Below are 23,933 nucleotides of genomic sequence, written 5' to 3'. Positions count from 1 at the left end.
ATTATTTATTCCCCCACAAACTCATCTGCAAGTTCGTAAATAGCATGACGCAACTGGTTACGGTATTTCATTTTTGTCAGTTTTTTTACTTCATCATTTTGTGCAAGTTCGAGATAAGTGAGACCTGCTTGTTTGATTAAATCCGTAAGCTGATTATTGTCATCTAAATCTTTTTGTTGAAATTGATGTTTGGAAAAAAGCTGTCGAAGTTGGGCGTTGGTAATCACCTCCGTTAATCCCCATTGGAGACGAAAATCCAAAAATTGTTGATCTTGGTTGGCGTTATTCGCTTGTTCCACAATAGAAATACCGTCTTTTTTAAACCCATCTTTTAATTTGAACACACCTTTCATAATCGCTTTTGCCGCACGGTTAATGCGTTGTGCAAAACTGCGATCTTCCAAGCCGTTGGCAAATTTTTCCAATTCTTTTTCCGTTTCTTTGGCTTTTTCCGTTTCACCTGCCTCTACTTGTGCCAACAAGCTGGAAATTAATTCAGTTAAGTAATCGTAATTAATTTCCACGTCTTTAATGTGGGTCATTTGTAGCTCAATTTGTATCACTGGCACATTTCGGCTTTTTGCTAAATGCAGTTTGAGTTCGTTGGACAATGTGTTGGTGAGCATACTTTCTTCTTCACTGGTCATGCCGAGTTCTTGAATCAATTTATCCGGATTTTCATAATCAAAACCGATAATTTCACCATTTTCATCTTCCGCAGAATATTGCTTGATTTTGGCAATATTGGCGGTATAGGTGCGTAATTGTTCCAACATTTCCCATTTTTTCGCTTCAGACGGTGGCAATTGGCTAAAGTTATCCGTTATTTCTCGCAGATTTTCCACAATCTGTTTGGTGTCATCGAGCAATTCTTCGTATTTTGGTGCAGTAATCTTATACTTGGTATTATTCACTTTTCGCTCTTCATCGGATAATTTGGCGGAATCTTTGTTGGCGTAAACGGACAACGCCTCATTCATTAACTTTTCATTATGGGCAGGCCAGCGGTAATTGATAATTCGCCCCCAAGGTTTTTCACGCATATCCGCTACACGATTGGTTCTGGAATAGGCTTGAATGAGTCCTGCACCTTTTAAAGTGCGGTCAACATAAAGCGTATTTAATTCAGGGGCGTCAAATCCTGTTAGTAACTGATCTACGACAATCACGAGGTCTAAATATTGTTTGTCCACAGCGGTGCGATTTAAACGGCTGGTGACATCTTGAGTATAAGCCGATACATCAGACATAGTGAAGTTAGTGCCAAATTCGCTGTTGTAATGTTGAATTGCCTCGAATAATCCTTGGTTGGTTTCAAGCATGGTGTCGTTATTGCTGGTATTTTGGCTAAAGGTCACAGCAACTTTTAGCAAAAACTCCCCCTTTTCTGACCGCACTTTATTGATGCGTTGGAATTCACGGAAATACATCATTGCCATTGGTGTACTGGCTTTGCCGCCGCCCACGTGCGTAGTCAGCAAGGCGTTATATTGTCCACGATTACGTTTGTTATCCCAATTGGAGCGATTTTTCCAATGTTTGAAAATATCTTCCACCACTAATCTGACGTGTTCTTCATTTTCGTCATAAAAACTCGGTTCGATGCTGTCGTCCATATCTTGTTGCGTGAGATTGGCAATCTTCAAGGCAATTTGTTCTTCCGTCCAATGAGGATATTTAAGGCGATAGAATTTCGGTAGATGTGCTTCTTTCATACTTTTTTCGCTAATCGTGGTTTCAAAATCCACTTTAAAACCCAACACATTACGATCAGCAATTGCTTCTCGAATGGTATAGGCGTGCAAGAGTTCACCGAAAATATCTTCAGTTCGTAAGCCTTTGGTAGTGTCATCAAACATTGGCGTGCCGGTGTAACCAATCCACGCAGAATGTTTAAATTTTTTTTGAATCGCAGCAAAATTATCACTGCCTGTAGAACGATGAGCTTCGTCAACAATAAACACAATGTTTTTTTCGGGTGCTTTGAAAGAAGTGCGTTTAACCAAGGTATCCAGTTTTTGCACAGAGGTAATAATAATTTGACTGCCTTTGCTGTGTAATTTGCGGTTCAAATCTGTGGTGTTGTTGGTATCCAGTACACTACCTAGACTATCTTCCGTGGCATCAGGATCATAAGCTCGATAGTTTTCGGTAGTTTGGTTAGTCAGTGCAATACGATCCACTAAAAAAACCACTTTATCCACTTTCGGCGAACGACTTGCCAGCCAAGCGGTTTTAAAGCTCGTAATAGTTTTTCCTGAACCTGTGGTATGCCAAATATAACCGAGTTTATTCAACGCTTGATCGAAATCCGCCCGTTTGAGTTTATCCATCACACAACGCGTAGCATAAACTTGATAAGGTCGCATTACTTTTAGGGTTTGCTTATTCGGCGTACCATCTAAAATCATATAGTTAGTCGCCATTTGATGTGCCATGGGAATACTCAACATGGAATCGGCAAAGGCTTTCCAGTGATAAACCGGTTTATTGTCCGATTGACGTTGCCAGTTGAAGGCAAAATCTTTATTAAAGCGATCCGCTGTGGTATTCGCCATATATTTCACATTGTTTGGCGTAATCGCAATCAGAAGTTGTAACGTAGAAAAAATATCGCTGTATTGATTTTCCGCGATATATTGGTGCATTTGGTTTAAGGCTTCGTTAATATCATGCGTTTCTTTCTTTTCTTCAATTTGAATAATGGGCAAGCCATTAATCAACAACGTAGTATCAAATTGTCGATTTTCTTTTCCTGCAATAATCGCCGGTCGTTTAATTTGATTCACAATTTGGTACACCGTATCGCCCGCTCCGATTTGTTTTTGGTCAAATACGGTTAAAAACACATGACGATCATCATCTAAATCAATTTCAATTTGTGATACACCGTTTGTGCCATAAAGAAACTGCCCAGCGGCATAAGGCGTGGATAAATTAGAAATAGTACGTTTAACTTGTGCAAATTCCACCGCACTTAAAGGACGATCTAAGGTTTTTTGATTGAGCTTTTCTAAAATTCTTTTAAAATTTTCCCATAAATCTTCCGTCGTTTTAATGCTTGGCTCATATTGCCACAATTTGGTACGCACTACATAATCCGCAGGCGGCTCGCCAATTATATTATCCGTTGCCGTAATCGTTCCTGTACAAAGATATTCAATTAAGGTTTTTTCAAATTTTAATTCGGGTATATTCTTAGTCATGCTGTACTCGCTTTTGCAATTGGTGTAACACAAGTAATTTTTCTAAATTCGCTATGCGTTGTTTGAGATAAGCTAATTTTTGTTGTTTTAGGTAAATCTCTCCCATTAAACGTTGTTCCGATAAGTGGGGTAATTTGGGTAATCTCAATGATTTCAGCTGATTAGTTGTATATTTCAATACTTGAGATCCTTGCAAACCACGACTTAACTGCTTTTTAACCACCGCATTTTCGTTTAATAAATAGACTAAATAATTGGCATCTATCTGATTTTTAGGTATTAACTTAACGTAATTTTGAGTATATAAAAAACCTTGGTGTTGTTTGCTGACAATCGTTGCCTTACCTGAAATCAGACTAAAAATCACATCACCAGTGGAAAGTAAACTGGTTATTTTATCAAAAGTTTTTATTTCTTTAGGAAGTACTGCTGAACCATCAGATAAATAGAGATCTTGTTCTAAGTTTGCCTGGCTATAATAAGTATAAACAGGTGCAATCGGATCACTGACTTCGGAAATACGAAACTGTGCCTGTCCGCTACTGATCTCCACAATATTACTTAACAACATAAAACTATACCTTATTTAAATGACATAGCAGAATTTTAATAAATATTCTCCATACTGGCAATATAAATAATTGTAATTTTATAAAATTACAAAAATAAATATATAAGAGTATTTTTTCTTTCAATTTATATGGATTAAAATCAAAAAAAGTGCTTTTTTACAAGACAAACATACGAAATAGCTTTACTATATCGCCAGTTTTTATACTTATTTTAGATTAACTATAGAAGGAAAACAAAATGGCAAAAATCGTTAAAGTAATTGGTCGTGAAATCATCGACTCTCGTGGCAATCCAACTGTTGAAGCTGAAGTTCATCTTGAGGGTGGTTTCGTTGGATTGGCAGCAGCACCATCAGGAGCGTCAACAGGCTCACGTGAAGCATTAGAATTGCGTGATGGGGACAAAGCTCGTTTCTTAGGTAAAGGTGTATTAAAAGCTGTTTCAGCAGTAAATAACGAAATTGCTACCGCACTAGTTGGAAAAGAGGCAAGCAACCAAGCTGAAATCGACCAAATCATGATTGAATTGGACGGTACGGAAAATAAATCAAAATTTGGAGCAAATGCTATTTTAGCGGTTTCTTTAGCAAATGCTAAAGCGGCAGCTGCCTCTAAAGGTATGCCTCTTTATGCTTGGATTGCAGAGTTGAACGGTACACCGGGTGTATATTCTATGCCGTTGCCGATGATGAATATCATCAATGGTGGTGAACATGCTGACAACAATGTGGATATTCAGGAATTTATGATTCAACCGGTCGGTGCGAAAACATTAAAAGAAGCTTTACGTATTGGGGCTGAAGTGTTCCATAATCTTGCGAAAGTGTTAAAAGGAAAAGGATTAAGCACCGCAGTAGGTGATGAGGGCGGTTTCGCACCTAATCTTGAGTCTAACGCCGCCGCACTTGCTTGCATTAAAGAAGCGGTAGAAAAAGCAGGTTATGTATTAGGTAAAGACGTAACATTGGCAATGGACTGTGCTTCTTCCGAATTCTATAACAAAGAAAACGGTATGTATGAAATGAAAGGCGAAGGTAAATCTTTCACTTCTCAAGAATTTACTCACTACTTAGAAGGGTTATGCAAAGAATATCCAATCGTGTCTATTGAAGATGGTCAAGATGAATCTGATTGGGACGGTTTTGCATATCAAACCAAAGTATTAGGCGATAAGGTTCAATTAGTGGGAGACGATCTATTTGTAACCAATACGAAGATCTTAAAAGAAGGTATCGAAAAAGGGATTGCAAATTCAATCTTGATCAAATTTAACCAAATCGGTTCATTAACTGAAACGTTAGCCGCCATTAAAATGGCTAAAGATGCAGGTTATACTGCAGTTATTTCACATCGTTCCGGTGAAACGGAAGATGCAACAATTGCAGATTTGGCAGTCGGTACAGCAGCTGGTCAAATTAAAACCGGTTCTATGAGCCGTTCTGACCGTATTGCAAAATATAACCAATTAATTCGCATTGAAGAAGCATTAGGTGAGAAAGCACCGTTTTTAGGCTTAAAAGCGGTTAAAGGTCAAGCATAATTTATTTTGCTCAAATTTGGAAACGCCACAGATAGAACTGTGGCGTTTTTTTAATTATGCAGAATAAATAAGATGGTGTATTCGGTTTTAGATGACTAATTATTCATGCGATTTTTTTGTTCAGATAGATTAATTAACTCAGTATGAGCATACACGAAGGTTATTCAATATGCTACGGAGTAATGGGCTGTTCCAAGTAAAAATTCCACAAAAACGACCGCACTTTTTATTGGTATTTAAGCTATAATACCAACCACAAATTGACTTAATAAAAAAGGAATAAATAATGCAAAATCCAAATGATGATGTGCTTTATGTGCCTGTTGAATGGCAGGATTTCAGTTCAGGTTATACAGATATTTTGTATCATAAATCTACTGACGGTATCGCAAAAATTACTATTAATCGCCCTGAGGTTCGTAATGCCTTTCGCCCACAAACAGTTAAAGAGATGATTCGAGCCTTTTCCGATGCACGTTTTGATGAAAAAATTGGTGTAATTGTACTTACCGGTCAAGGGGAAAAAGCTTTCTGTTCCGGAGGAGACCAAAAAGTGCGGGGTGATTACGGTGGCTATAAAGATGAAAGCGGTGTGCATCATTTAAATGTGTTGGATTTCCAACGTGATATTCGCAGTTGTCCAAAACCTGTGGTGGCAATGGTAGCCGGTTATGCGATTGGAGGTGGACATGTTTTACACATGTTATGCGACTTAACTATTGCAGCGGAAAATGCGATTTTTGGGCAAACAGGTCCCAAAGTCGGCTCATTCGATGGTGGTTGGGGGGCAAGCTATATGGCTCGTATCGTTGGGCAGAAAAAAGCACGTGAAATTTGGTTTTTATGTCGTCAATATAATGCCCAAGAAGCATTGGAAATGGGATTGGTCAATACAGTTGTACCTTACGCTGATTTAGAAAAAGAAACGGTGCGTTGGTGTCGTGAAATGTTACGCAACAGCCCGATTGCCTTGCGTTGTTTGAAAGCAGCTTTGAATGCGGACTGTGATGGTCAAGCAGGTTTACAGGAGCTGGCAGGTAATGCAACTATGTTATTTTATATGACGGAAGAAGGGCAGGAAGGACGCAATGCGTTTAATGAAAAACGTGCACCTGACTTCAGTAAATTTAAGCGAAATCCATAAATTTAATCAGTAAAAGTGCGGTAAGAATAGTGGAAAATTTGACCGCACTTTTATCTTGTTTGAGGAAAAAATAATGTTGAAAAAATGGTTGTTTCTTTTACTGATTTTAGTGGTGCTAGGTATTTTTGCCACTTTCGTTATTTTTGATGCAAAAGATCACTGCTTAGATTATGGTGGTCGTTATAATGACAACACACAACAATGTGAACAATAATGACAAATCGGACTTTTCATTTATATCAATATGCTATTCCTGTGGATAGTCAGCTTATTTTGCGTAATCGCTTTTTGAAGAAACGTGAAGGGTTGTTTGTGCAAATAAAATGTGGAGAGCATGAAGGTTGGGGGGAAATTGCCCCGTTGCCTGAATTTAGCCAAGAAACTCTAGAACAGGCGAAAGAGCAAACTGTTCAATGGTTAAAAAAGTGGGAGCAGGCAAGATCTGCAAATCAAAAATTTTCATTGCAAGGGCTATATCCGTCTGTTGCTTTTGGCTTAAGTTGTGCTTTGGCTGAAATGGAAGGAGAATTGGTGCAAGAAGGAAACTATCAAGTCGCCCCGCTATGTTACGGCGATCCTGATGAGCTTTATGATGTATTAAATCAAATTCCAGGGGAGAAGGTAGCTAAAATTAAGGTTGGCATGTATGAAGCAAATCGTGATGGTATGATTGCTGATATGTTGTTAGAAGCAATTCCTGATCTTTATTTGCGTCTTGATGCTAATCGCAGTTGGACGTTGTCGAAAGCACAGTTGTTTGCCAAATATGTAAAGCCTGAACATCGCAAGCGTATTCAGTTCTTAGAAGAGCCTTGTAAGACGCAAGACGATAGTCGTCAATTTGCACAGGATACAGGTATAGCGTTAGCTTGGGACGAAAGTATTCGAGAACAAGGATTTAAATTAGAAAAAGAACCGCACTTAGCAGCAATTGTAATTAAGCCTACTTTGATTGGTTCGTTGCAAGATTGTGTTAAATTAATCGAAAAAGCACATCAATTGGGCTTAAAAGCAGTGATCAGCTCGTCTATTGAAAGCAGTTTAGGGTTGACCCAATTAGCTCGTATCGCAAAACAATATACACCAAATGTTACTCCAGGGTTGGATACATTAAGTTTAATGGATTATCAAATTTTACGTTCTTGGCAAGGCTCGGATTTACCGTTGTTAGATTTGAGTTCGGAATTTATTAAAAAAATTGAAATAGAGTAATTAAAAAAGGTCGCCAAATTAGCGACCTTATTTTTTCAGCAAGGGAAATTAACCCATACCATATTTTTTTAATTTTTTACGTAAAGTGCCACGGTTAATGCCCAGCATTGTTGCCGCACGTGTTTGGTTACCACGTGTATATTGCATGATCATATCTAACATAGGGTGTTCAACCTCTGCTAAAACTAATTCATAAAGATCGTTCACATCTTGACCGTCTAATTGTGATAAATAGTTTCTTAATGCTTGTTTAACTGAATCACGAAGTGGTTTATTTGTTACTTGAGATTGTGAATTTAATACTGAAACAGTTAATGCTTCAGCCGGATTACGTTGTTCTAACATGTTTCTTTATCCAATAAAATAAAATTAAAAAAATCTTCTAGTGCAATTAGTTGTGCTTTAGCATTCGTAATTGCATTAAAAGTCTGTCTAAAATCGGAATTAGGTTGAATTCCCTCTAAATACCAAGATACGTGCTTACGAGCTATGCGATATCCTTTATCTTCACCATAAAACTGATGCAGATCACGAATATGTTGCAAAATCACGCTGCACTTTTCATCTAAACTTGGCTCCGGAATAGTGATACCTGTTTCGATTAAGCTTACTATTGACTGAAATAGCCAAGGTTTACCTAATGCCCCACGTCCAATCATTATTCCATCTGTTCCCGTATAACTGAGAACTTCTTGTGCTTGTTTTGCGGTTGTTATATCACCATTAGCAATAACAGGAATCGAAATTTGTTCTTTAACTTTTTTAATGCTGTCATATTCAGCATTTCCATTAAATAAACATTCACGTGTACGTCCATGTATGCTTAATGCTTGAATTCCTGCTTGTTCAGCAATTTTTGCAATGTCGATACAATTACGATGCTCTTGATTCCAGCCTGTTCTAATCTTCAATGTTACCGGTACATTTACCGCTTTGACTACCGAATATAGAATTTTTTTAACTAAGTCAGGATATTGTAAAAGAGCAGATCCTGCTAATTTACGGTTCACTTTTTTAGCTGGGCACCCCATATTAATGTCAATAATCTGTGCACCATATTCTACATTCACTTGTGCGGCTTGAGCCATCTCAACCGGATCGGAACCAGCAATTTGCACAGCGTTAATTCCCGCATCTTGATGATGGGCAAGACGCAATCTTGATTTTTCTGTATGCCAAACTTGTGGATTGGCTGACATCATTTCAGAGCAAGTCAAACCTGCTCCATAAAAAGAACAAAGCCTTCTAAAAGGCTGATCTGTTATGCCTGCCATAGGAGCTAAAAGTACATTACTTTTTAATTGATAAGAACCAATTTGCACTTCTGCTTCTCCAAATTATGCTATATCAGATTTATTGCTTTCGCTAGTCAAGGCGACAAGGTGCGTTATGATACGCACTTTTAAGTCATTTGCAAAGAATATTTTTTATACAAATTACATTTTTTTGATATTGGTTAAATTTTATATCATTTACTTTTATTTTTTGTATAAAATCATATAAATGAATTAGACAAATGAGTTTAATTTTCCGGTAATTCGGCACCATTCCTCTCGTTCAGTTATCGGATCAAGAGTAAATTTCCCTTGATAGGCTTCACAAACGGAGTCTGCTTGTGTAGATAGAATACCGGATAAGCCCAAATCACCTTGTGGTTTGACTAAATTGCTGATTATCGGGTAAAGCTCTTTCAACGGACCGGCAAGAATATTGGCAATCACCACATCTGCTTGTAAATCGGTTGGTTTTTCTTCTGATAAAAATAATTGTAAACGCTCTGCTACACCATTTTGTTCAGCATTGTTATAACTGGCGAGAATAGCTTGTGGATCAATGTCAATTCCGACCGCACTTTTTGCACCTAATTTAAGGGCAGCAATGGCTAAAATACCTGAACCACAACCGAAATCAATCACAGTTTTTCCTGTTAAATCTAAGCTGTCTAACCATTCTAAACAAAGTGCGGTCGTCGGATGTGTGCCTGTACCAAAAGCCAAACCGGGATCAAGCATGACATTTATCGCATTTTCATCAGGTATTTCACGCCAGCTAGGACAAATCCATAGGCGTTTTCCAAATTTCATTGGATGGAAATTATCCATCCATTCTCTTTCCCAATCTTTATCTTCAATTTGTTCGATTTTATAAGCAGTATTTTCATCAAGATGATTTTTTTGTTGCAATAGGCGGACAATTTGTTGCATATTGGTTTTTGCATCAAACAAGGCAATCACATCGGTATTTCCCCACAGACGGGTTTCCCCCGGTAGCGGTTCAAAAATCGGCGTATCCTGACTATCCATAAAAGTGACAGATACTGCACCGATTTCTTCTAAATATTCACTGATTTTTTCTGCTTTTTCATTTGTACTGTTTAAACGAAGTTGTATCCAAGCCATTTATTTTTCCTCATTTTTAATCAATTTATTTCCTACTTGATTTCCCAATAAGAATGCAATTAAGCCAAATAATAAAGCGGGAATAATAGCGTGGAAATTAAATAATTTTATGTCAAGAGCGGTAAGTAATATGTAACTTATTAGCCCGACTAACATTGAACTAATAGCACCATAAGCGTTAGCTTTTTTCCAATATAGGCCAAATAACATAACCCATAGAAATGTGGTTTCCAGTCCACCTAAAGCAAATAAATTTAACCAGATCAACATATCAGGCGGATTTAAGGTTGCTATGGTAACGAGTAAGGTTAGAAATAAAGTTGTTAATATTGATAGGCGTTTTATTCCGGTTTCATTGTGTATTTGAGCGGGGTAAAAACGTAAATATAGATCTTTAATCAAAGTAGAGGACATCTGGATTAATGTAGAGTCAACAGATGACATAATTGCCGCCATTGGTGCGGCAAGAAAAATACCAGCAACTACAGGTGGTAATACTTGTATCATCAAAGTAGGAATAATTTTATCACTTACATCTAAGGTTGGAATTACAGCACGCCCTAAAGCACCGGCTAAATGTATTCCGAGCATTAGTACAGCGATGACGATTGTACCGATAATAATACCGCTATGTAATGCCTTACTATTCTTATAGGCAATAGCACGCACAACTGTATGAGGTAAACCTAGTAACCCAAAGCAGACTAATACCCAAAACGAAGCCATAAATGTAAAATCAAGCGGTCTGTCATCAGTGCCATAAGGCGTGATTAAGTGCGGATCAATTTTAGCTAAGTGATCAATAAGTTGGCTAATCCCGCCTCCTGCATAAATGACACCGCCCAGTAATAAAAAGGTTCCCAAAACCATGATGAGGCCTTGGATAGTATCGGTCAGTACTACCGCTCTAAAGCCTCCTATAAAAGTGTAAATACCAACAGTGGTAGCAAAAATGAGTACTGAAATGTGGTAGTCGATATGTAATGTAGTTTCTAATAAACGACCTATGCCGATAAATTGCACGGACATCATTATAAAGAACGAAAACAGCAATGAAAGGCTTGCCAGTAGGATAATATAGGGATTTTTATAACGAGAGAATAAAATATCATTAACAGTTAAACTTTGATTTTTTCGTGCCAGCATGGCTAATTTTTTACCCAGTACCCCTAAAGTAAACAAGACTACCGGAACTTGGATCATGGCTAACAATACCCAACCTAAACCGAATTTATATGCGGCACCCGGTCCGCCTATAAAAGATCCTGCTCCAACATAAGTGGCGGCTGTCGTCATCGCTAATACAAAGCCTGACATAGAGCGGTTACCAATATAATATTCGCTTAAGAAATTGCCTTGACTTCTTTGACGATAGGAATAGTAAGCAATGCCGAATACAAAGAGCAAGTAGAGAACCAAAGGTAAAATGATATTAATGTTCATTTTTCCTCTCCTAATGATAGATTCTTAAAAAAGAACTTAATACACAAATACACGATGATAATAAACACTATGGGAAAGTATATGCAAGACAATTCAAACCAAAGAGGAAAACCAAGCGGACCTCTTGCCTCATCAGGTAAATAGGCAAAAATGCACCAGCCGATAAGATATAGCACTGTTAAGCACAAGGCATAGCGAGATTCTTTAGCTGATTGTTTGTAATGTACTTTCATTTTTTATCCATAAAAAAGTGGATACTATTATCCACTTTTGCTTTTATTTTTATAACTCAATGAGAGTGATATTAATCTCTCATACCCAATTTTTTCTCAAGATAGTGAATGTTTGTTCCACCTTTTTGGAAATTTTCATCGGAAAGAATTAAATTATGCAAAGGTATATTGGTTTTTATACCATTGATAATAGTTTCGGATAATGCATTTTGCATACGACGAATCGCTACTTCACGAGTATCACCATAAGTAATTAATTTAGCAATCATCGAATCATAATGTGGTGGCACTGTATATCCACCATAAACATGAGAATCCCAACGAATACCGAAACCACCCGGAGAATGTAAGTGTGTTACTTTACCGGGGGATGGTAAAAAGGTCTTAGGATCTTCTGCATTAATACGGCATTCGATGGCATGACCTTTAACTTTTATGTCTTCTTGTTTAATTGAAAGCGGAAATCCTGCTGCGATTCGAAGTTGCTCTTTAACTAGGTCAACACCGGTAATCATCTCGGTTACAGGATGTTCTACTTGAATGCGAGTATTCATTTCGATGAAGTAAAATTCACCATTTTCGTATAAGAACTCAAATGTACCGGCACCACGATAGCCAATTTCAAGACAGGCATTAGCACAACGAGTACCAATATCACGTCTTGTTTCTTCTGAAATACCCGGTGCCGGAGCTTCTTCAACAACTTTTTGGTGGCGACGTTGCATCGAGCAATCACGTTCAGCTAAGTAAATGGCATTTCCATGTGTATCCGCTAAAACTTGGATTTCAATATGACGTGGATTTTCCAGATATTTTTCCATGTAAACCATATCATTATTAAAAGCCGCTTTCGCTTCAGCTTTAGTCATAGCGATAGATTCTTCCAATGATTTTTCATCACGTACAACACGCATTCCACGACCACCACCTCCACCGGAGGCTTTAATAATAATTGGATAGCCGATACGCTTGGCGATTTCTTTATTTTTATTAATATCGGCACCTAAAGGACCGTCTGATCCGGGTACACAAGGAACACCGGCTTTTTTCATAGCATTAATTGCAGAAACTTTATCACCCATTAAACGAATAACATCCGCTGTTGGACCGATAAAAATAAAACCTGAGCGTTCAACTTGTTCAGCAAAGTCCGCATTTTCGGATAAGAAACCATAGCCGGGGTGAATCGCATCTGTACCAGTAACTTCAGCAGCCGCAATAATAGCAGGAATATTCAAATAGCTTTTGGCGGAAGGTGCGGGACCAATACAAACAGTTTCATCAGCCAATAAAACATGTTTTAACTCACGATCGGCTGTTGAATGTACTGCAACAGTTTTTATACCAAGCTCTTTACAAGCACGCAGAATACGTAATGCAATTTCACCACGATTGGCAATAACAACTTTTTCTAACATAAGAATCTATCTCTTGGAATAATGTTGTAGGACGGTAAAAGTCCTATAAAAGTAAAATAATTATTCGATTACAATCAGAGATTCATCAAATTCAACAGGTTCGCCATCATTGACTAAAATTGCTTTGATGATTCCCGCTTTATCAGCTTCAATTTTATTCATCATTTTCATAGCCTCGACAATACAAAGTGTATCACCAACTTTGACATGTTGTCCTATTTCAATAAAAGCTTTGGCTTCTGGGCTTGGGCTACGATAGAAAGTACCGACCATTGGTGAGCGAATAATATGACCTGACGGTTCTTCATTTACTTGTGTTACTGGCGTACCGGTTGCTTCCGACACTGTAGGCGGAGCAACTACTGGTGTAGGTGCTGTAACAGGAACATTATATTGAATAGGATTGGAAACAGGGGAGCCACGATTAATGCGAATGGTCTCTTCTCCTTCAGAAATTTCAAGCTCCATAATGCCTGATTCTTCAACTAATTCGATAAGTTTTTTAATTTTACGAACGTCCATAATGATTTCCTAAAATAACTAAAATTAATACTGTTCATAAATAAATCGCCATTAAAATCCCCAATTTAGACAAAATTGAGGATAAAAAAGTGCGGTTAATTTAAAATGAATTATTTCGCCCGAGAGATTACCTGAAAAAATAAATTTTTGCGATAAATTTCTGTGAAATTCGGTAAAATTTATGCAAATTATTTTATTTTCTTTAGATAGTTCGAGGCATATTGTAATGCAAATTCATAACCTTGAGCACCTAATCCGCAAATAACACCTTCGGCAATATCACTAAGATAAGAGTGGTGACGAAAAGGTTCTCGTCTATGGATATTGGATAAGTGAACTTCTACAAAAGGAATAGATACTGATAGCAAAGCATCACGTAATGCAACACTGGTATGAGTATAAGCCGCAGGATTGATAATAATAAAATCGATTAGATGAAAGCTTTGGTGAATTTTATCTATTAATTTTTCTTCACTATTTGCTTGAAAGCAACTTAGCTCAAGTTGATGTTGTTGAGCTAATTCTTGCATGCGTTGTTCAATATCTTCTAAAGAGAGATTGCCATAATGTGTAGGCTCACGTTTTCCTAACATATTTAAGTTAGGACCGTTTAACAATAAAATTTTTGCATATCTAGACATGGTATTTACCTTTTTATGATGGATAAACTATTATACCGTATACTGCTTTTTATAAAAACGTAGTGATGGTTGTGGTCAAACCAATGAAACAGACCGGATTAAGTGGTAATAAAAGTCAAATAAAGAAATAATTAACTAAAATTGTCACGAATTTAACTAAAAAATAAGTATCTTATATTCTTGGTCAGACCGCACTTTAGTTAGATAAATAAACTAAAATAAGCTACTATATGCTGGTAGTATTTTTATATTGTGTTTGTTTTATTTTGCAAGGAGTATGAAATGGAACTATTTGATGGGTTACCAATTGCTACGATTATTTTTATTTTATTAATTGTATTTATTTTATATTCAACTTTAAAAACCGTTCCTCAAGGCTATCATTGGACAATAGAACGCTTCGGGCGTTATATCCGCACTTTAACACCGGGATTGAATTTTGTCGTACCTTTCGTGGATCGTGTCGGTCGTCGTATTAATATGATGGAGCAAGTCTTAGATATTCCATCGCAAGAAGTTATTTCTAAAGATAATGCTAATGTGTCTATCGATGCGGTTTGTTTTGTGCAAGTTATTGATGCTCGTTGTGCAGCTTATGAAGTCAATCACCTTGAACAAGCCATCATTAATTTAACCATGACAAATATTCGTACGGTATTAGGTTCTATGGAATTAGACGAAATGCTTTCTCAACGTGATAATATCAACAGCCGTTTATTAGCTATTGTAGATGAAGCAACGAATCCTTGGGGAATTAAAGTAACACGTATTGAGATTCGTGATGTTCGTCCACCGCAAGAGCTGATTGCAGCGATGAATGCACAAATGAAAGCTGAACGTAATAAACGTGCTGATATTTTAGAGGCTGAAGGTGTGCGTCAAGCTGAAATTTTACGTGCCGAGGGTGAAAAACAGTCTCGAATTTTAAAAGCTGAAGGTGAACGTCAAGAAGCGTTTTTACAGGCTGAAGCTCGTGAACGGGCTGCTGAAGCCGAGGCGAAAGCAACACAAATGGTGTCAGACGCAATTTCAAGTGGAGATACTAAAGCAATCAATTACTTTATTGCTCAAAAATACACTGAAGCATTAAAAGAGATTGGTAGTGCAAATAATAGTAAGATTGTACTTATGCCACTTGAAGCCGGAAATTTAATTGGTTCTGTTGCAGGCATTGCTGAATTGTTAAAAGGCAATAAACAGTAATATCAATGGACGCTTAGGCGTCCTCTATTGAGAGGAAACATGTAAAATGGAATGGTTTGACGCTTGGACATTTTGGCATTGGCTGATTTTAGGTTTTTTATTATTGATTGCAGAGATAATTGTTCCAGGCGTTTTTTTATTATGGTGGGGTTTAGCCGCTATTATTGTTTCAATGATCACCATCATTATTGATTTATCTCTGACTATACAGTGCGTTATTTATGGCATCTTAGCAATAGTGTTGAGTGTCGCATGGTGGAAATATCAACATACTAAAGATGAAAAAGATCAGGCAAATTCTTCTTTAAACCGGCGAGATCACGCCATGTTGGGATGTCTAGGTAAGGTTGAAGTGATAGCCGAAAATGGCATTGGTCGAGGTGTTTTTGGCGATACCACTTGGCGTATTCAAGGTAAAGGGTTGCAACAAGGGGATATTATTGAAGTTCAAGCTGTGAATGGAATTACGTTGATCGTTCAAAAAAAATAAGAGAAAGAAATGAAACACTTAATTATTTTTACTCATCCTAATAATCAGACGAGTTTTAACCAAGCAATATTAGAGCAAACTGTAAAGACGGGTCAAAAACTGGGGGTTGAAACACGAGTTAGGGATTTGTATGCTCTTGATTTCAATCCAATTTTATCTTGGGAAGAATTACAGGCAGCACAACAAAAAATCACACCGGCAGAAATTCGTTATGAACAAGAATTAATCGATCAATCTGATCTTATTACACTTATTTATCCATTGTGGTGGATGGGATTTCCTGCAATCTTAAAAGGCTATTTAGATCGTATTTTAAGCCATGGGGTTGCCTACAAAACGGAAAATGGTGTTTCAGAGGGGCTTTTACATGGTAAAAAAATACAACAATTTATTACTATGGGTAATAATTTACAGAAATATCAAGAACGTGGATTTGCACAATCATTACAAAATTGCTTAGTTGATGGTCTGTTTAATTATTGTGGAGTTACTGATATTGATCATAGTTTTTTCGGTGATATTCACATTTTAGATGAACAAGCTAAGCAACATATCTTGCAAGAAGTAAGAGAAAAAACAGTGAAAAATCTCACCGCTCTTTTAGCGTTACAAAAGGAAGGTATTGCGTGATTGTAGCTCAAATGAATAATTTTTCCTTAATAAGCCGATTGTTCGGTAATTTATTTTATCGTCAACCGACAGATCCTATAATGACAGACGTATTTTCTTGGTTACAACAAAAAGGTTTGGAACAGGTTTGGTGTTTGGAAACAGATAAACAAAGTAAAGAGGCGTTAGATAGTTTGCAAATACCAATGGATTTAAACGCACTGGAAATAGAATATCAGCGTTTATTTATGACTGATACGCCACTTATTTCAATGAAAATCTCTGATTATGGAATTAATCCGGATGAATTTTCTTCGTTTAGACAAGAGCGAGGATGCCCAGTGGTAGAAAGTGCGGATCATTTTGCGTTGGTTTTTTTAACTGCCTCTTGGATTGAAGATAATTTAAATTCCATTCAAGCCCAGCGAGAACTATTTGAAATTTTTTTGTTACCTTGTGCTAGTCAGTTTTTTAACCAAGTAGAAAAGCATGCAAATTTACCCTTTTATCGTGCTTTAGTTTTGCTTTCTAGAGAAATTTTATCAGCGATGGCAGACGAATTGGAAGAAAGTGAAAAATAAATTAAACGGGGCGTAACGCTCCGTTTTTATTTTTGACTATATTCAAAAATATACATTGAAAACTTTTGAATAGCAATTAAAAATGAAAATCCCTAATCTCATTAAAAATGTAGATTTTTAACTTCATTCTTACTATAATAGTCTTTCAATGTAATACTATGGAGAAAACTTATGGCACTTACAAATGCGTCTATCAGCTTTAGAACAGTTGAGCAAACTAAATCCGAAGCCTATCAGGTCATTGAACAATATGGTCTTACACCATCACAAGTATTTAATATGTTTTTGGCTCAAATTGCCAAGACTCGCTCTATCCCTGTTGATTTGAATTATCTTCGCCCAAATAAAGAAACCTTAGCAGCTATGGACGAATTAGATAGCGGTAATGCAGAGAGCTTTTTTATTGAAGCTGGAGAAAATTATTCTGTCGAAGAGTTTACAAAACGCATTCTTAACGGGTAACTAATGTCTGGTAAACAATTAAAGGTCAGTTACTCTAAACAATTTGCTAGAGATTTGACTGATTTGGCAAAACGTTACCCAAATGTGCTAGTAGGAACGAAATATATTACAGCAATGCACTGCTTGTTAAACCGCTTGCCATTGCCTGAAAGCTATCAAGATCACACATTAGTTGGAGAATGGAAAGGTTATCGAGATTGCCATATTCAAGGGGATTTGGTGCTGATTTACCAATACGTTATACACGATGAATTTGATGCGTTGAAATTTTCTCGTTTAAATACCTACTCGCAAACAGCTTCAAAATAGAAGTAATCAATATATTTGTTTTTATTATGTAACTTTTGAATAGAGGTAAAAATAGCTCTTGTTGGATTTGCTGGAGTATCAACTCATAAGCAGGACTTAAAAGACCAAATAAACCAATTAAAAAAGCAGGCTGCAAAATTCAGGGAACTAGGGAAAATAATGCAGAAAGGCTAGAATTACTGAATTATATCCGAGAGGGGGGATGTTGTTGCTAGCCTAGATAGGTCAGGGTGCATTACAAGTTATAGGTGTTATAACTGAATTTCACGATAGAAAAATCGACTTTAAAACACTAGACGGAATGTTCGATACAACAGCACGGAATACCCCTCTTTCTATAGCATTAACTCAACTATTAAGCGTCCTTGCTGAATTAGAGAGAAATGCTATCATAGCCCGAACAAGAGAGGACAAACCCGACGCTAGAAATTTCTTGGATATTAATTTACTTCTTTGAATAAAATTTCTCCGGGAATAATTTCACCTTGCCAATAAAGTTCAGAAGCTACTTTTTCTGCTAATTGTAAGAAAGATTGCGATATTTCGCTTTCTGGAGCAGAAATGACAGTTGGTATACCGTTATCCATATCTTCACGTAATTGAATATGTAACGGTAGTTGAGCCAAGAGTTTAATTTGATATTTTTGTGCCATTTTTTTAGCCCCGCCTGTTCCGAAAATCGTTTCATGATGACCACATTGACTACAAATATGAACAGACATATTTTCAACAATACCAAGAACGGGAACTTGTACACTTTGGAACATTGAAATTCCTTTGATTGCATCAAGTAATGCAATATCTTGTGGAGTAGTTACGACGATAGCACCGGTAACAGGAATTTTTTGTGATAACGTTAATTGAATATCACCGGTTCCGGGAGGCATATCAATCACCAAATAATCCAATTCACCATGATTTGCCCAAAGTGTTTCTTGTAATAACTGGCTTAAAGCACTACTTGCCATTGGGCCACGCCAAATTGTGGCACTGTCCGGCTCCATTAAAAAACCGATGGAACTGGCAGCTAAGCCATGTGCCTGAATTGGATCGATATGTTGATTATCCGGAGAAGTAGGGCGGTTCTGACTAACGCCTAGCATATGCGGTATGGAAGGTCCGTAAATATCTGCATCTAAGATACCTACTTTTGCTCCCTGAGTTTGTAATGCCAGTGCAAGATTGACGGAGATTGTTGATTTTCCTACCCCGCCTTTGCCGGAACTTACCGCAATAATATTTTTAATACCTTTTACAGCAGGCAGGTTATTTGCTCGTTTTAGAGTGGCAATTTGATAGCTAAGTAACCATTTGATTTCTGTTGCTCGTGTGATTGCTTCTAATTTATCGCTAAGTGCGGTCTTTAATTGTGCAAAACCGGTGTTCCACGCAAAGGGCATCACTAACTCTATGCGTAACATATTGCCGCCAAGTTCGATTTTTTTGACCGCACCTAAGCTAATTAAATCTTTTTGTAAAGTAGTATGACTAAATTGTCGGAAACATTCTTGTAACTGTTGTTTTTGTGATTCAGAGAGGTTATGTGAAAAATGGATTGTCATATTCTTTTTTCCTAAAGAAACAAGTTAAATTGCTACGGTCATCATAGCATAACTACGATTGTAAAGTATCGAGAGCTGGAAAAAATACCACTAATAAGGTAAGATGAACAACAAAATTTTCATATTTAAAGGTTAAATTAATGTCAACGAATTCACGTCAAATTTTAGTTACTTGTGCCTTACCCTATGCAAACGGACCTATTCATTTAGGTCATATGTTAGAACATATTCAAGCGGATATTTGGGTTCGCTTCCAACGAATGCGTGGTAATGAAATTTATTTTGTTTGTGCAGATGATGCTCATGGTACACCAATCATGCTTAAAGCAGATCAAATGGGCGTAAAACCTGAGCAATTAATTGCAGATGTGCAACAAAAACATATGGCTGATTTTAATGGTTTTAACATTAGTTTTGATAATTATCATTCCACTCACAGTGATGAAAATAGAGAGTTAGTTGAAGCAATTTATCACAAATTAACGCAAAATGGTTTTATTAAAACTCGTACTATTTCTCAGCTTTTCGATCCTGAAAAAGCGATGTTTTTGCCTGATCGTTTTGTGAAAGGAACTTGCCCGAAATGTAAGGCGGAAGATCAATATGGCGATAACTGTGAAGTTTGTTCTGCAACTTATAGCCCGATAGAACTTATTTCACCACGTTCAACAGTATCAGGTGCAACGCCGGTATTAAAAGAAAGTGAACATTTTTTCTTTGATTTACCTGCTTTTGGGGCAATGTTAACAGAATGGATACGTTCAGGGTCTTTACAACAAGAAGTCGCAAATAAAATGCAGGAATGGTTTGAGGCTGGATTACAACAATGGGATATTTCTCGTGATGCACCTTATTTTGGCTTTAAAATTCCTAATACTGACAATAAATATTTTTATGTATGGTTAGATGCACCGATTGGTTATATGGCATCGTTTAAAAATCTCTGTGGTAAAAAGAGCGGTATTGATTTTGATAGTTTCTGGAGCAAAGAGAGCCATGCTGAGCTTTATCATTTTATTGGTAAAGACATTATGTATTTCCACAGTTTATTTTGGCCGGCGATGTTGGATGGAGCCAGTTTACGCAAACCGAATAATATTTTCGTACATGGCTACGTTACTGTCAACGGTGAGAAAATGTCAAAATCTCGAGGGACGTTTATTCAAGCCGCCACTTACTTGAAATATTTAGATCCTGAATGCTTACGTTATTACTATGCTGCTAAATTAGGCAGCCGTATCGATGATTTGGATTTAAATTTGGACGATTTTGTACAGCGTGTAAATACGGATTTGGTGAATAAATTAGTTAATCTAGCTTCAAGAAATGCAAGTTTTATTCAAAAACGTTTTGACGGGAAATTGGCGAATAAATTAGATGATAAAATGTTGTTCGATGAATTTATTGCACAGTCAGAGTTAATTGCCGACTACTATGAAAATCGTGAGTTTGGAAAAGCGATTCGTGAAATTATGGCACTTACTGATAAAGCCAATAAATATGTTGATGAAAAAGCACCTTGGGTTATTGCCAAAGACGAAAGTCGCACAGATGAACTACAACAAGTGTGTTCAATGGGGATTGAATTATTCCGTGTATTAATAGGTTACTTGAAACCTGTCCTACCAAATCTAGCAGCACGTGCAGAAGCATTTTTAAATACGCAATTGACTTGGGAAAATGTAGCAAGCCCTTTGTTAGATCATCAAATTGCACCGTTTAAACCTCTATTTTCACGCTTAGATATGAAAAAAATTGAAGAAATGATCGAGGCTTCAAAAATAGAAAATGCGAAAGCTAACCAAACCGCAGGGAAAAGTGCGGTAGAAAATAAAGCATTTTCCGAGTTTGAGCCAATTGAAGAAAGCATTACTATCGATGATTTTTGCAAAGTGGATTTACGGGTAGCGAAAGTTTTGAAATGTGAAGCCGTGCCAGAAAGTAATAAGTTGCTGAAATTTATACTGGATATAGGCAATGAAACTCGTCAAGTATTTTCCGGAATTAAAGCGGCGTATGGTAAGCCGGAAGATTTGGAGGGGCGTTTTGTGATTATGGTCGCAAACTTAGCACCAAGAAAAATGAAGTTTGGAATGTCTGAAGGTATGATTTTAAGCGCAGGCAACGGTGGTGCGGATTTATATTTACTTGATGTTGATGCAGGTGCAAAAGCGGGACAACGAGTTAAATAATTACTGACAAAATAACCCCGAATTTAAGTTTGGGGTTATTTATTTTGTGTATGTTTTTCCAATGATTTATGTTGGATTTGCACTTTCTTTCCCTTCGCTCGGAAATATTCACCAATTTGTTGAGCGATATAAACAGAACGATGTTTACCGCCTGTACAACCAATTGCAATGGTTAAATAACTGCGGTTATTTTTTTCTAACATTGGCAACCAGTTTTCAATATAGTTACGTGTCTGATAAATAAAGTTGTCAACTTCAATATGTTTTTGCATAAATTCGATAACTGGTTTTTCTAATCCTGTCATTGGGCGTAATTCCTGATTCCAATGTGGATTTGGTAAAAAACGTACATCAAAAACATAATCAGCATCTAAAGGAATACCATATTTAAATCCAAAAGATTCGACAATAATTTGTAATTCTTTTTCCGTATTGCCACGCAAAAATTCACGTAAACGTTCAGCAAGTTCATGGGGAGAAAGCGGTGTGGTATCAATAATTACATTGGCATGTTGTACTAAAGGTTCAAGATGCTCTTTTTCTGCAGCAATTGCCGCTTCAAGAGACAGATTTTGGACCGATAACGGATGTAAACGACGAGAGTCGCTATAACGGCGAATTAAGGTATTTCTATCCGTATCCAAGAAAATAATTTTTACCGGATATTTTTCTTGCAGCAAATTTAAGATGTGATCCAATGTTTCAGGTTCTTGAGGTAAGTTACGAATATCTAAACTGATTGCTACTAAATGCTGTTTGTTTTCCAACATATCAACAAGTTGAGGAACTAAATCCATCGTGAGATTATCAACACAATAATAGCCAATATCTTCCAATGCTCGCAATGCTACGGACTTTCCTGCACCTGAGCGTCCACTAATAATGATAATCTCCATTTTTATTCTTCCTCGGGATATTTTGTTTCAGTATGGTGTTGTTCAGTAGTTGGTAATGTTTCCGCCTGTCTATCTGAAAATTGAAAAATTTGCCAAATTTCCTCCGCACTTTGTGCGTTTCTTAATTGTTTAATTAGAGATTTGTCTTTTAAACGCTCTACTAAATGGGGCAATTCTTGAACGAGATTGGAACAATGTTCTGTCGGGGATAATAAGGCAAAAATAAGATCGACTTCACGATGATCAAGTGCATCATATTTTAAAGGTGCACTCAGTTGTAAGAAAACTGCGATAGGTGTATTACCTAGGGGTAATCTTCCTTTAGGCATAGCCATACCGTTTCCCAAACTGGAGTTGCCTAATTTTTCTCGGTTGAGTAAAGAATCGGTACAAAGAGTTTCTTTTTCCTGAAGACTAACTTCATCTGCTTCTAAGCCATCAATTTGTTCTGAAAGTTGTTTAGCAATTAAGCTGGATATGATTTCAAAAGCTCTTTTTTTGCTTGTACAAGTTAACCCTTGACGGATATTTTCAGGAGAGAGTAATTCAGTAAATTTAAGCATAATTACAATTTAAATTCTTTACCAAGATAAACTTGTTTAACTTGTTCGTTATTCATGACTTCAGCAGGCGTACCCGTTGCTATCATTTTTCCTGAGCTGACAATGTAAGCTCGTTCACAAACGTCCAGTGTTTCTCGCACATTATGATCAGTGATTAACACACCCAATCCACGATTGCGTAAATCTTGGATAATTTTCTTTATATCAATTACGGAAATGGGATCAACACCGGCAAAAGGTTCATCCAATAAAATAAATTTAGGGTTTGCAGCTAAGGCACGTGCAATTTCTACACGACGACGTTCACCGCCCGATAAAGATTGTCCCAAATTATCACAGATATGACCGATATTAAATTCTTCAATCAGCTCATCAGCTCGAGTACGGCGTTGTTGCATATTTAAATCTTTACGAATTTCCAAGACTGCCATTAAATTTTCATAAACACTCAATCGTCGGAAAATAGAGGCTTCTTGTGGCAGATAACCCATTCCTCGCTGTGCTCGTTTGTGCATAGGCAACAAACTGATATCTTCGTTATCAATGTGAATTTTTCCTTGATCATGGCGTATTAAACCGACGATCATATAAAATGTTGTGGTTTTTCCCGCACCATTCGGTCCCAGTAAACCTACAATTTCATTAGAGTTCACTGTTAAACTTACATCAGAAACCACTTGACGGTTTTTATAGCTTTTAGCGAGATGTTCTGCATGCAGTATAGACATACTAATTT

General features: G+C 37.0%; 26 protein-coding genes. 12 read left to right on the top strand and 14 right to left on the bottom strand.

What is annotated here, in order from left to right; translation table 11 throughout:
* Positions 1-5 precede the first annotated feature (5 nt).
* Both HSM_RS08310 and HSM_RS08305 read right to left on the bottom strand, forming a co-directional pair.
* Entirely contained in the window at positions 6-3,206 is a 3,201-nt protein-coding gene (locus HSM_RS08310) for a type I restriction endonuclease subunit R (protein ID WP_012340743.1), read from the bottom strand.
* Positions 3,199-3,777 (bottom strand): restriction endonuclease subunit S, encoded by a 579-nt coding sequence (locus HSM_RS08305; RefSeq protein WP_011608717.1) that lies wholly within the window; start codon positions 3,775-3,777, stop codon positions 3,199-3,201. Before HSM_RS08305 ends, HSM_RS08310 begins: the two co-directional genes overlap by 8 nt.
* A 239-nt stretch (positions 3,778-4,016) precedes the next feature.
* Here HSM_RS08305 and eno point away from each other — a divergent pair, with 239 nt between their 5' ends.
* The 4 genes from eno (at position 4,017) to menC (ending at position 7,674) form a co-directional block, all read left to right on the top strand.
* Positions 4,017-5,318: a phosphopyruvate hydratase gene (gene eno, locus HSM_RS08300; RefSeq protein WP_011608718.1), complete on the top strand. Its 1,302-nt coding sequence runs from the start codon at positions 4,017-4,019 to the stop codon at positions 5,316-5,318.
* A gap of 286 nt (positions 5,319-5,604) precedes the next feature.
* Complete coding sequence (gene menB / locus HSM_RS08295) at positions 5,605-6,462, top strand: 1,4-dihydroxy-2-naphthoyl-CoA synthase (protein WP_012340742.1); 858 nt, start codon at positions 5,605-5,607, stop codon at positions 6,460-6,462.
* A gap of 73 nt (positions 6,463-6,535) precedes the next feature.
* Positions 6,536-6,676, top strand: a complete 141-nt coding sequence (locus HSM_RS10865; RefSeq protein ID WP_157856872.1) for a hypothetical protein — start codon at positions 6,536-6,538, stop codon at positions 6,674-6,676.
* Complete coding sequence (gene menC / locus HSM_RS08290) at positions 6,676-7,674, top strand: o-succinylbenzoate synthase (RefSeq protein WP_012340741.1); 999 nt, start codon at positions 6,676-6,678, stop codon at positions 7,672-7,674. Before HSM_RS10865 ends, menC begins: the two co-directional genes overlap by 1 nt.
* Before the next feature lie 48 nt (positions 7,675-7,722).
* Here the strand turns inward: menC and fis are convergent, their stop codons facing one another.
* The 8 genes from fis to aroQ all read right to left on the bottom strand — a co-directional run bounded on the left by fis (position 7,723) and on the right by aroQ (position 14,330).
* Positions 7,723-8,019 (bottom strand): DNA-binding transcriptional regulator Fis, encoded by a 297-nt coding sequence (gene fis, locus HSM_RS08285; RefSeq protein WP_011608721.1) that lies wholly within the window; start codon positions 8,017-8,019, stop codon positions 7,723-7,725.
* Entirely contained in the window at positions 8,013-8,996 is a 984-nt protein-coding gene (gene dusB / locus HSM_RS08280; RefSeq protein ID WP_012340739.1) for a tRNA dihydrouridine synthase DusB, read from the bottom strand. Before dusB ends, fis begins: the two co-directional genes overlap by 7 nt.
* 186 nt (positions 8,997-9,182) lie before the next feature.
* The gene (prmA, locus tag HSM_RS08275) at positions 9,183-10,073 is read right to left on the bottom strand and encodes a 50S ribosomal protein L11 methyltransferase (protein ID WP_012340738.1); all 891 of its coding nucleotides are present in this window, start codon (positions 10,071-10,073) and stop codon (positions 9,183-9,185) included.
* Positions 10,074-11,516, bottom strand: a complete 1,443-nt coding sequence (panF, locus tag HSM_RS08270; RefSeq protein WP_011608724.1) for a sodium/pantothenate symporter — start codon at positions 11,514-11,516, stop codon at positions 10,074-10,076. It lies immediately after the preceding gene.
* Entirely contained in the window at positions 11,513-11,749 is a 237-nt protein-coding gene (locus HSM_RS08265; RefSeq protein WP_041605123.1) for a YhdT family protein, read from the bottom strand. Before HSM_RS08265 ends, panF begins: the two co-directional genes overlap by 4 nt.
* A 71-nt stretch (positions 11,750-11,820) precedes the next feature.
* The gene (gene accC, locus HSM_RS08260) at positions 11,821-13,167 is read right to left on the bottom strand and encodes an acetyl-CoA carboxylase biotin carboxylase subunit (RefSeq protein ID WP_012340737.1); all 1,347 of its coding nucleotides are present in this window, start codon (positions 13,165-13,167) and stop codon (positions 11,821-11,823) included.
* 60 nt (positions 13,168-13,227) lie between these two features.
* Positions 13,228-13,689, bottom strand: a complete 462-nt coding sequence (gene accB, locus HSM_RS08255) for an acetyl-CoA carboxylase biotin carboxyl carrier protein (RefSeq protein WP_012340736.1) — start codon at positions 13,687-13,689, stop codon at positions 13,228-13,230.
* A 188-nt stretch (positions 13,690-13,877) separates the two neighbouring features.
* Positions 13,878-14,330 carry a type II 3-dehydroquinate dehydratase gene (gene aroQ, locus HSM_RS08250; protein ID WP_011608728.1) on the bottom strand — a complete coding sequence of 151 codons (453 nt, stop codon included), beginning with the start codon at positions 14,328-14,330 and terminating at the stop codon, positions 13,878-13,880.
* 282 nt (positions 14,331-14,612) lie between these two features.
* Between aroQ and HSM_RS08245 the strand changes: the two genes are divergently transcribed.
* The 7 genes from HSM_RS08245 to HSM_RS11305 all read left to right on the top strand — a co-directional run bounded on the left by HSM_RS08245 (position 14,613) and on the right by HSM_RS11305 (position 18,441).
* Positions 14,613-15,533, top strand: a complete 921-nt coding sequence (locus tag HSM_RS08245; protein ID WP_011608729.1) for an SPFH domain-containing protein — start codon at positions 14,613-14,615, stop codon at positions 15,531-15,533.
* Positions 15,534-15,579: 46 nt separating this feature from the next.
* Positions 15,580-16,023: an NfeD family protein gene (locus HSM_RS08240; RefSeq protein ID WP_012340735.1), complete on the top strand. Its 444-nt coding sequence runs from the start codon at positions 15,580-15,582 to the stop codon at positions 16,021-16,023.
* 9 nt (positions 16,024-16,032) lie between these two features.
* Positions 16,033-16,653, top strand: a complete 621-nt coding sequence (locus tag HSM_RS08235) for an NAD(P)H-dependent oxidoreductase (protein ID WP_011608731.1) — start codon at positions 16,033-16,035, stop codon at positions 16,651-16,653.
* An 11-nt stretch (positions 16,654-16,664) separates the two neighbouring features.
* A complete protein-coding gene (locus HSM_RS08230; protein ID WP_011608732.1) occupies positions 16,665-17,213 on the top strand; it encodes a TorD/DmsD family molecular chaperone in 549 nt (182 codons plus the stop codon).
* A gap of 171 nt (positions 17,214-17,384) precedes the next feature.
* Positions 17,385-17,675: a type II toxin-antitoxin system RelB/DinJ family antitoxin gene (locus tag HSM_RS08225; protein ID WP_012340733.1), complete on the top strand. Its 291-nt coding sequence runs from the start codon at positions 17,385-17,387 to the stop codon at positions 17,673-17,675.
* A 3-nt stretch (positions 17,676-17,678) separates the two neighbouring features.
* Entirely contained in the window at positions 17,679-17,984 is a 306-nt protein-coding gene (locus tag HSM_RS08220; RefSeq protein ID WP_012340732.1) for a YafQ family addiction module toxin, read from the top strand.
* A 220-nt stretch (positions 17,985-18,204) separates the two neighbouring features.
* Positions 18,205-18,441 (top strand): recombinase family protein, encoded by a 237-nt coding sequence (locus HSM_RS11305; RefSeq protein WP_080514392.1) that lies wholly within the window; start codon positions 18,205-18,207, stop codon positions 18,439-18,441.
* On the opposite strand, the gene apbC is transcribed toward HSM_RS11305, so the two are convergent.
* Positions 18,425-19,546, bottom strand: coding sequence for an iron-sulfur cluster carrier protein ApbC (gene apbC / locus HSM_RS08215; RefSeq protein ID WP_012340731.1), 1,122 nt, complete (start codon positions 19,544-19,546; stop codon positions 18,425-18,427). The genes HSM_RS11305 and apbC overlap by 17 nt on opposite strands.
* 140 nt (positions 19,547-19,686) lie before the next feature.
* On the opposite strand from apbC, the gene metG reads away from it, so the two are divergent.
* Complete coding sequence (metG, locus tag HSM_RS08210) at positions 19,687-21,738, top strand: methionine--tRNA ligase (RefSeq protein WP_012340730.1); 2,052 nt, start codon at positions 19,687-19,689, stop codon at positions 21,736-21,738.
* Positions 21,739-21,773: 35 nt separating this feature from the next.
* On the opposite strand, the gene rapZ is transcribed toward metG, so the two are convergent.
* The 3 genes from rapZ to lptB are packed head-to-tail and all read right to left on the bottom strand — an operon-like array spanning position 21,774 to position 23,925.
* The gene (rapZ, locus tag HSM_RS08205) at positions 21,774-22,634 is read right to left on the bottom strand and encodes an RNase adapter RapZ (protein WP_011609333.1); all 861 of its coding nucleotides are present in this window, start codon (positions 22,632-22,634) and stop codon (positions 21,774-21,776) included.
* 2 nt (positions 22,635-22,636) lie between these two features.
* Positions 22,637-23,197, bottom strand: a complete 561-nt coding sequence (locus HSM_RS08200) for a PTS sugar transporter subunit IIA (protein WP_012340729.1) — start codon at positions 23,195-23,197, stop codon at positions 22,637-22,639.
* 2 nt (positions 23,198-23,199) lie between these two features.
* Entirely contained in the window at positions 23,200-23,925 is a 726-nt protein-coding gene (lptB, locus tag HSM_RS08195) for an LPS export ABC transporter ATP-binding protein (RefSeq protein ID WP_012340728.1), read from the bottom strand.
* Between the last annotated feature and the right edge of the window lie 8 nt (positions 23,926-23,933).

The organism is Histophilus somni 2336 (assembly GCF_000019405.1).
Lineage (GTDB): Bacteria > Pseudomonadota > Gammaproteobacteria > Enterobacterales > Pasteurellaceae > Histophilus > Histophilus somni.
This window is presented reverse-complemented; position numbering and strand designations above follow the sequence as displayed.

Bases quoted from the DNA above. Each gene is read 5' to 3' on its own strand.
- HSM_RS08305 (WP_011608717.1), bottom strand. From the start codon at position 3,777: ATGTTGTTAAGTAATATTGTGGAGATCAGTAGCGGACAGGCACAGTTT.
- HSM_RS10865 (WP_157856872.1), top strand. From the start codon at position 6,536: ATGTTGAAAAAATGGTTGTTTCTTTTACTGATTTTAGTGGTGCTAGGT.
- aroQ (WP_011608728.1), bottom strand. From the start codon at position 14,330: ATGTCTAGATATGCAAAAATTTTATTGTTAAACGGTCCTAACTTAAAT.
- panF (WP_011608724.1), bottom strand. From the start codon at position 11,516: ATGAACATTAATATCATTTTACCTTTGGTTCTCTACTTGCTCTTTGTA.
- HSM_RS08240 (WP_012340735.1), top strand. From the start codon at position 15,580: ATGGAATGGTTTGACGCTTGGACATTTTGGCATTGGCTGATTTTAGGT.
- menC (WP_012340741.1), top strand. From the start codon at position 6,676: ATGACAAATCGGACTTTTCATTTATATCAATATGCTATTCCTGTGGAT.
- accB (WP_012340736.1), bottom strand. From the start codon at position 13,689: ATGGACGTTCGTAAAATTAAAAAACTTATCGAATTAGTTGAAGAATCA.
- eno (WP_011608718.1), top strand. From the start codon at position 4,017: ATGGCAAAAATCGTTAAAGTAATTGGTCGTGAAATCATCGACTCTCGT.
- menB (WP_012340742.1), top strand. From the start codon at position 5,605: ATGCAAAATCCAAATGATGATGTGCTTTATGTGCCTGTTGAATGGCAG.
- rapZ (WP_011609333.1), bottom strand. From the start codon at position 22,634: ATGGAGATTATCATTATTAGTGGACGCTCAGGTGCAGGAAAGTCCGTA.
- metG (WP_012340730.1), top strand. From the start codon at position 19,687: ATGTCAACGAATTCACGTCAAATTTTAGTTACTTGTGCCTTACCCTAT.
- HSM_RS08245 (WP_011608729.1), top strand. From the start codon at position 14,613: ATGGAACTATTTGATGGGTTACCAATTGCTACGATTATTTTTATTTTA.
- HSM_RS08225 (WP_012340733.1), top strand. From the start codon at position 17,385: ATGGCACTTACAAATGCGTCTATCAGCTTTAGAACAGTTGAGCAAACT.
- HSM_RS08265 (WP_041605123.1), bottom strand. From the start codon at position 11,749: ATGAAAGTACATTACAAACAATCAGCTAAAGAATCTCGCTATGCCTTG.
- HSM_RS08235 (WP_011608731.1), top strand. From the start codon at position 16,033: ATGAAACACTTAATTATTTTTACTCATCCTAATAATCAGACGAGTTTT.
- HSM_RS08220 (WP_012340732.1), top strand. From the start codon at position 17,679: ATGTCTGGTAAACAATTAAAGGTCAGTTACTCTAAACAATTTGCTAGA.
- HSM_RS08230 (WP_011608732.1), top strand. From the start codon at position 16,665: ATGAATAATTTTTCCTTAATAAGCCGATTGTTCGGTAATTTATTTTAT.
- apbC (WP_012340731.1), bottom strand. From the start codon at position 19,546: ATGACAATCCATTTTTCACATAACCTCTCTGAATCACAAAAACAACAG.
- HSM_RS08200 (WP_012340729.1), bottom strand. From the start codon at position 23,197: ATGCTTAAATTTACTGAATTACTCTCTCCTGAAAATATCCGTCAAGGG.
- accC (WP_012340737.1), bottom strand. From the start codon at position 13,167: ATGTTAGAAAAAGTTGTTATTGCCAATCGTGGTGAAATTGCATTACGT.
- prmA (WP_012340738.1), bottom strand. From the start codon at position 10,073: ATGGCTTGGATACAACTTCGTTTAAACAGTACAAATGAAAAAGCAGAA.
- fis (WP_011608721.1), bottom strand. From the start codon at position 8,019: ATGTTAGAACAACGTAATCCGGCTGAAGCATTAACTGTTTCAGTATTA.
- HSM_RS08310 (WP_012340743.1), bottom strand. From the start codon at position 3,206: ATGACTAAGAATATACCCGAATTAAAATTTGAAAAAACCTTAATTGAA.
- lptB (WP_012340728.1), bottom strand. From the start codon at position 23,925: ATGTCTATACTGCATGCAGAACATCTCGCTAAAAGCTATAAAAACCGT.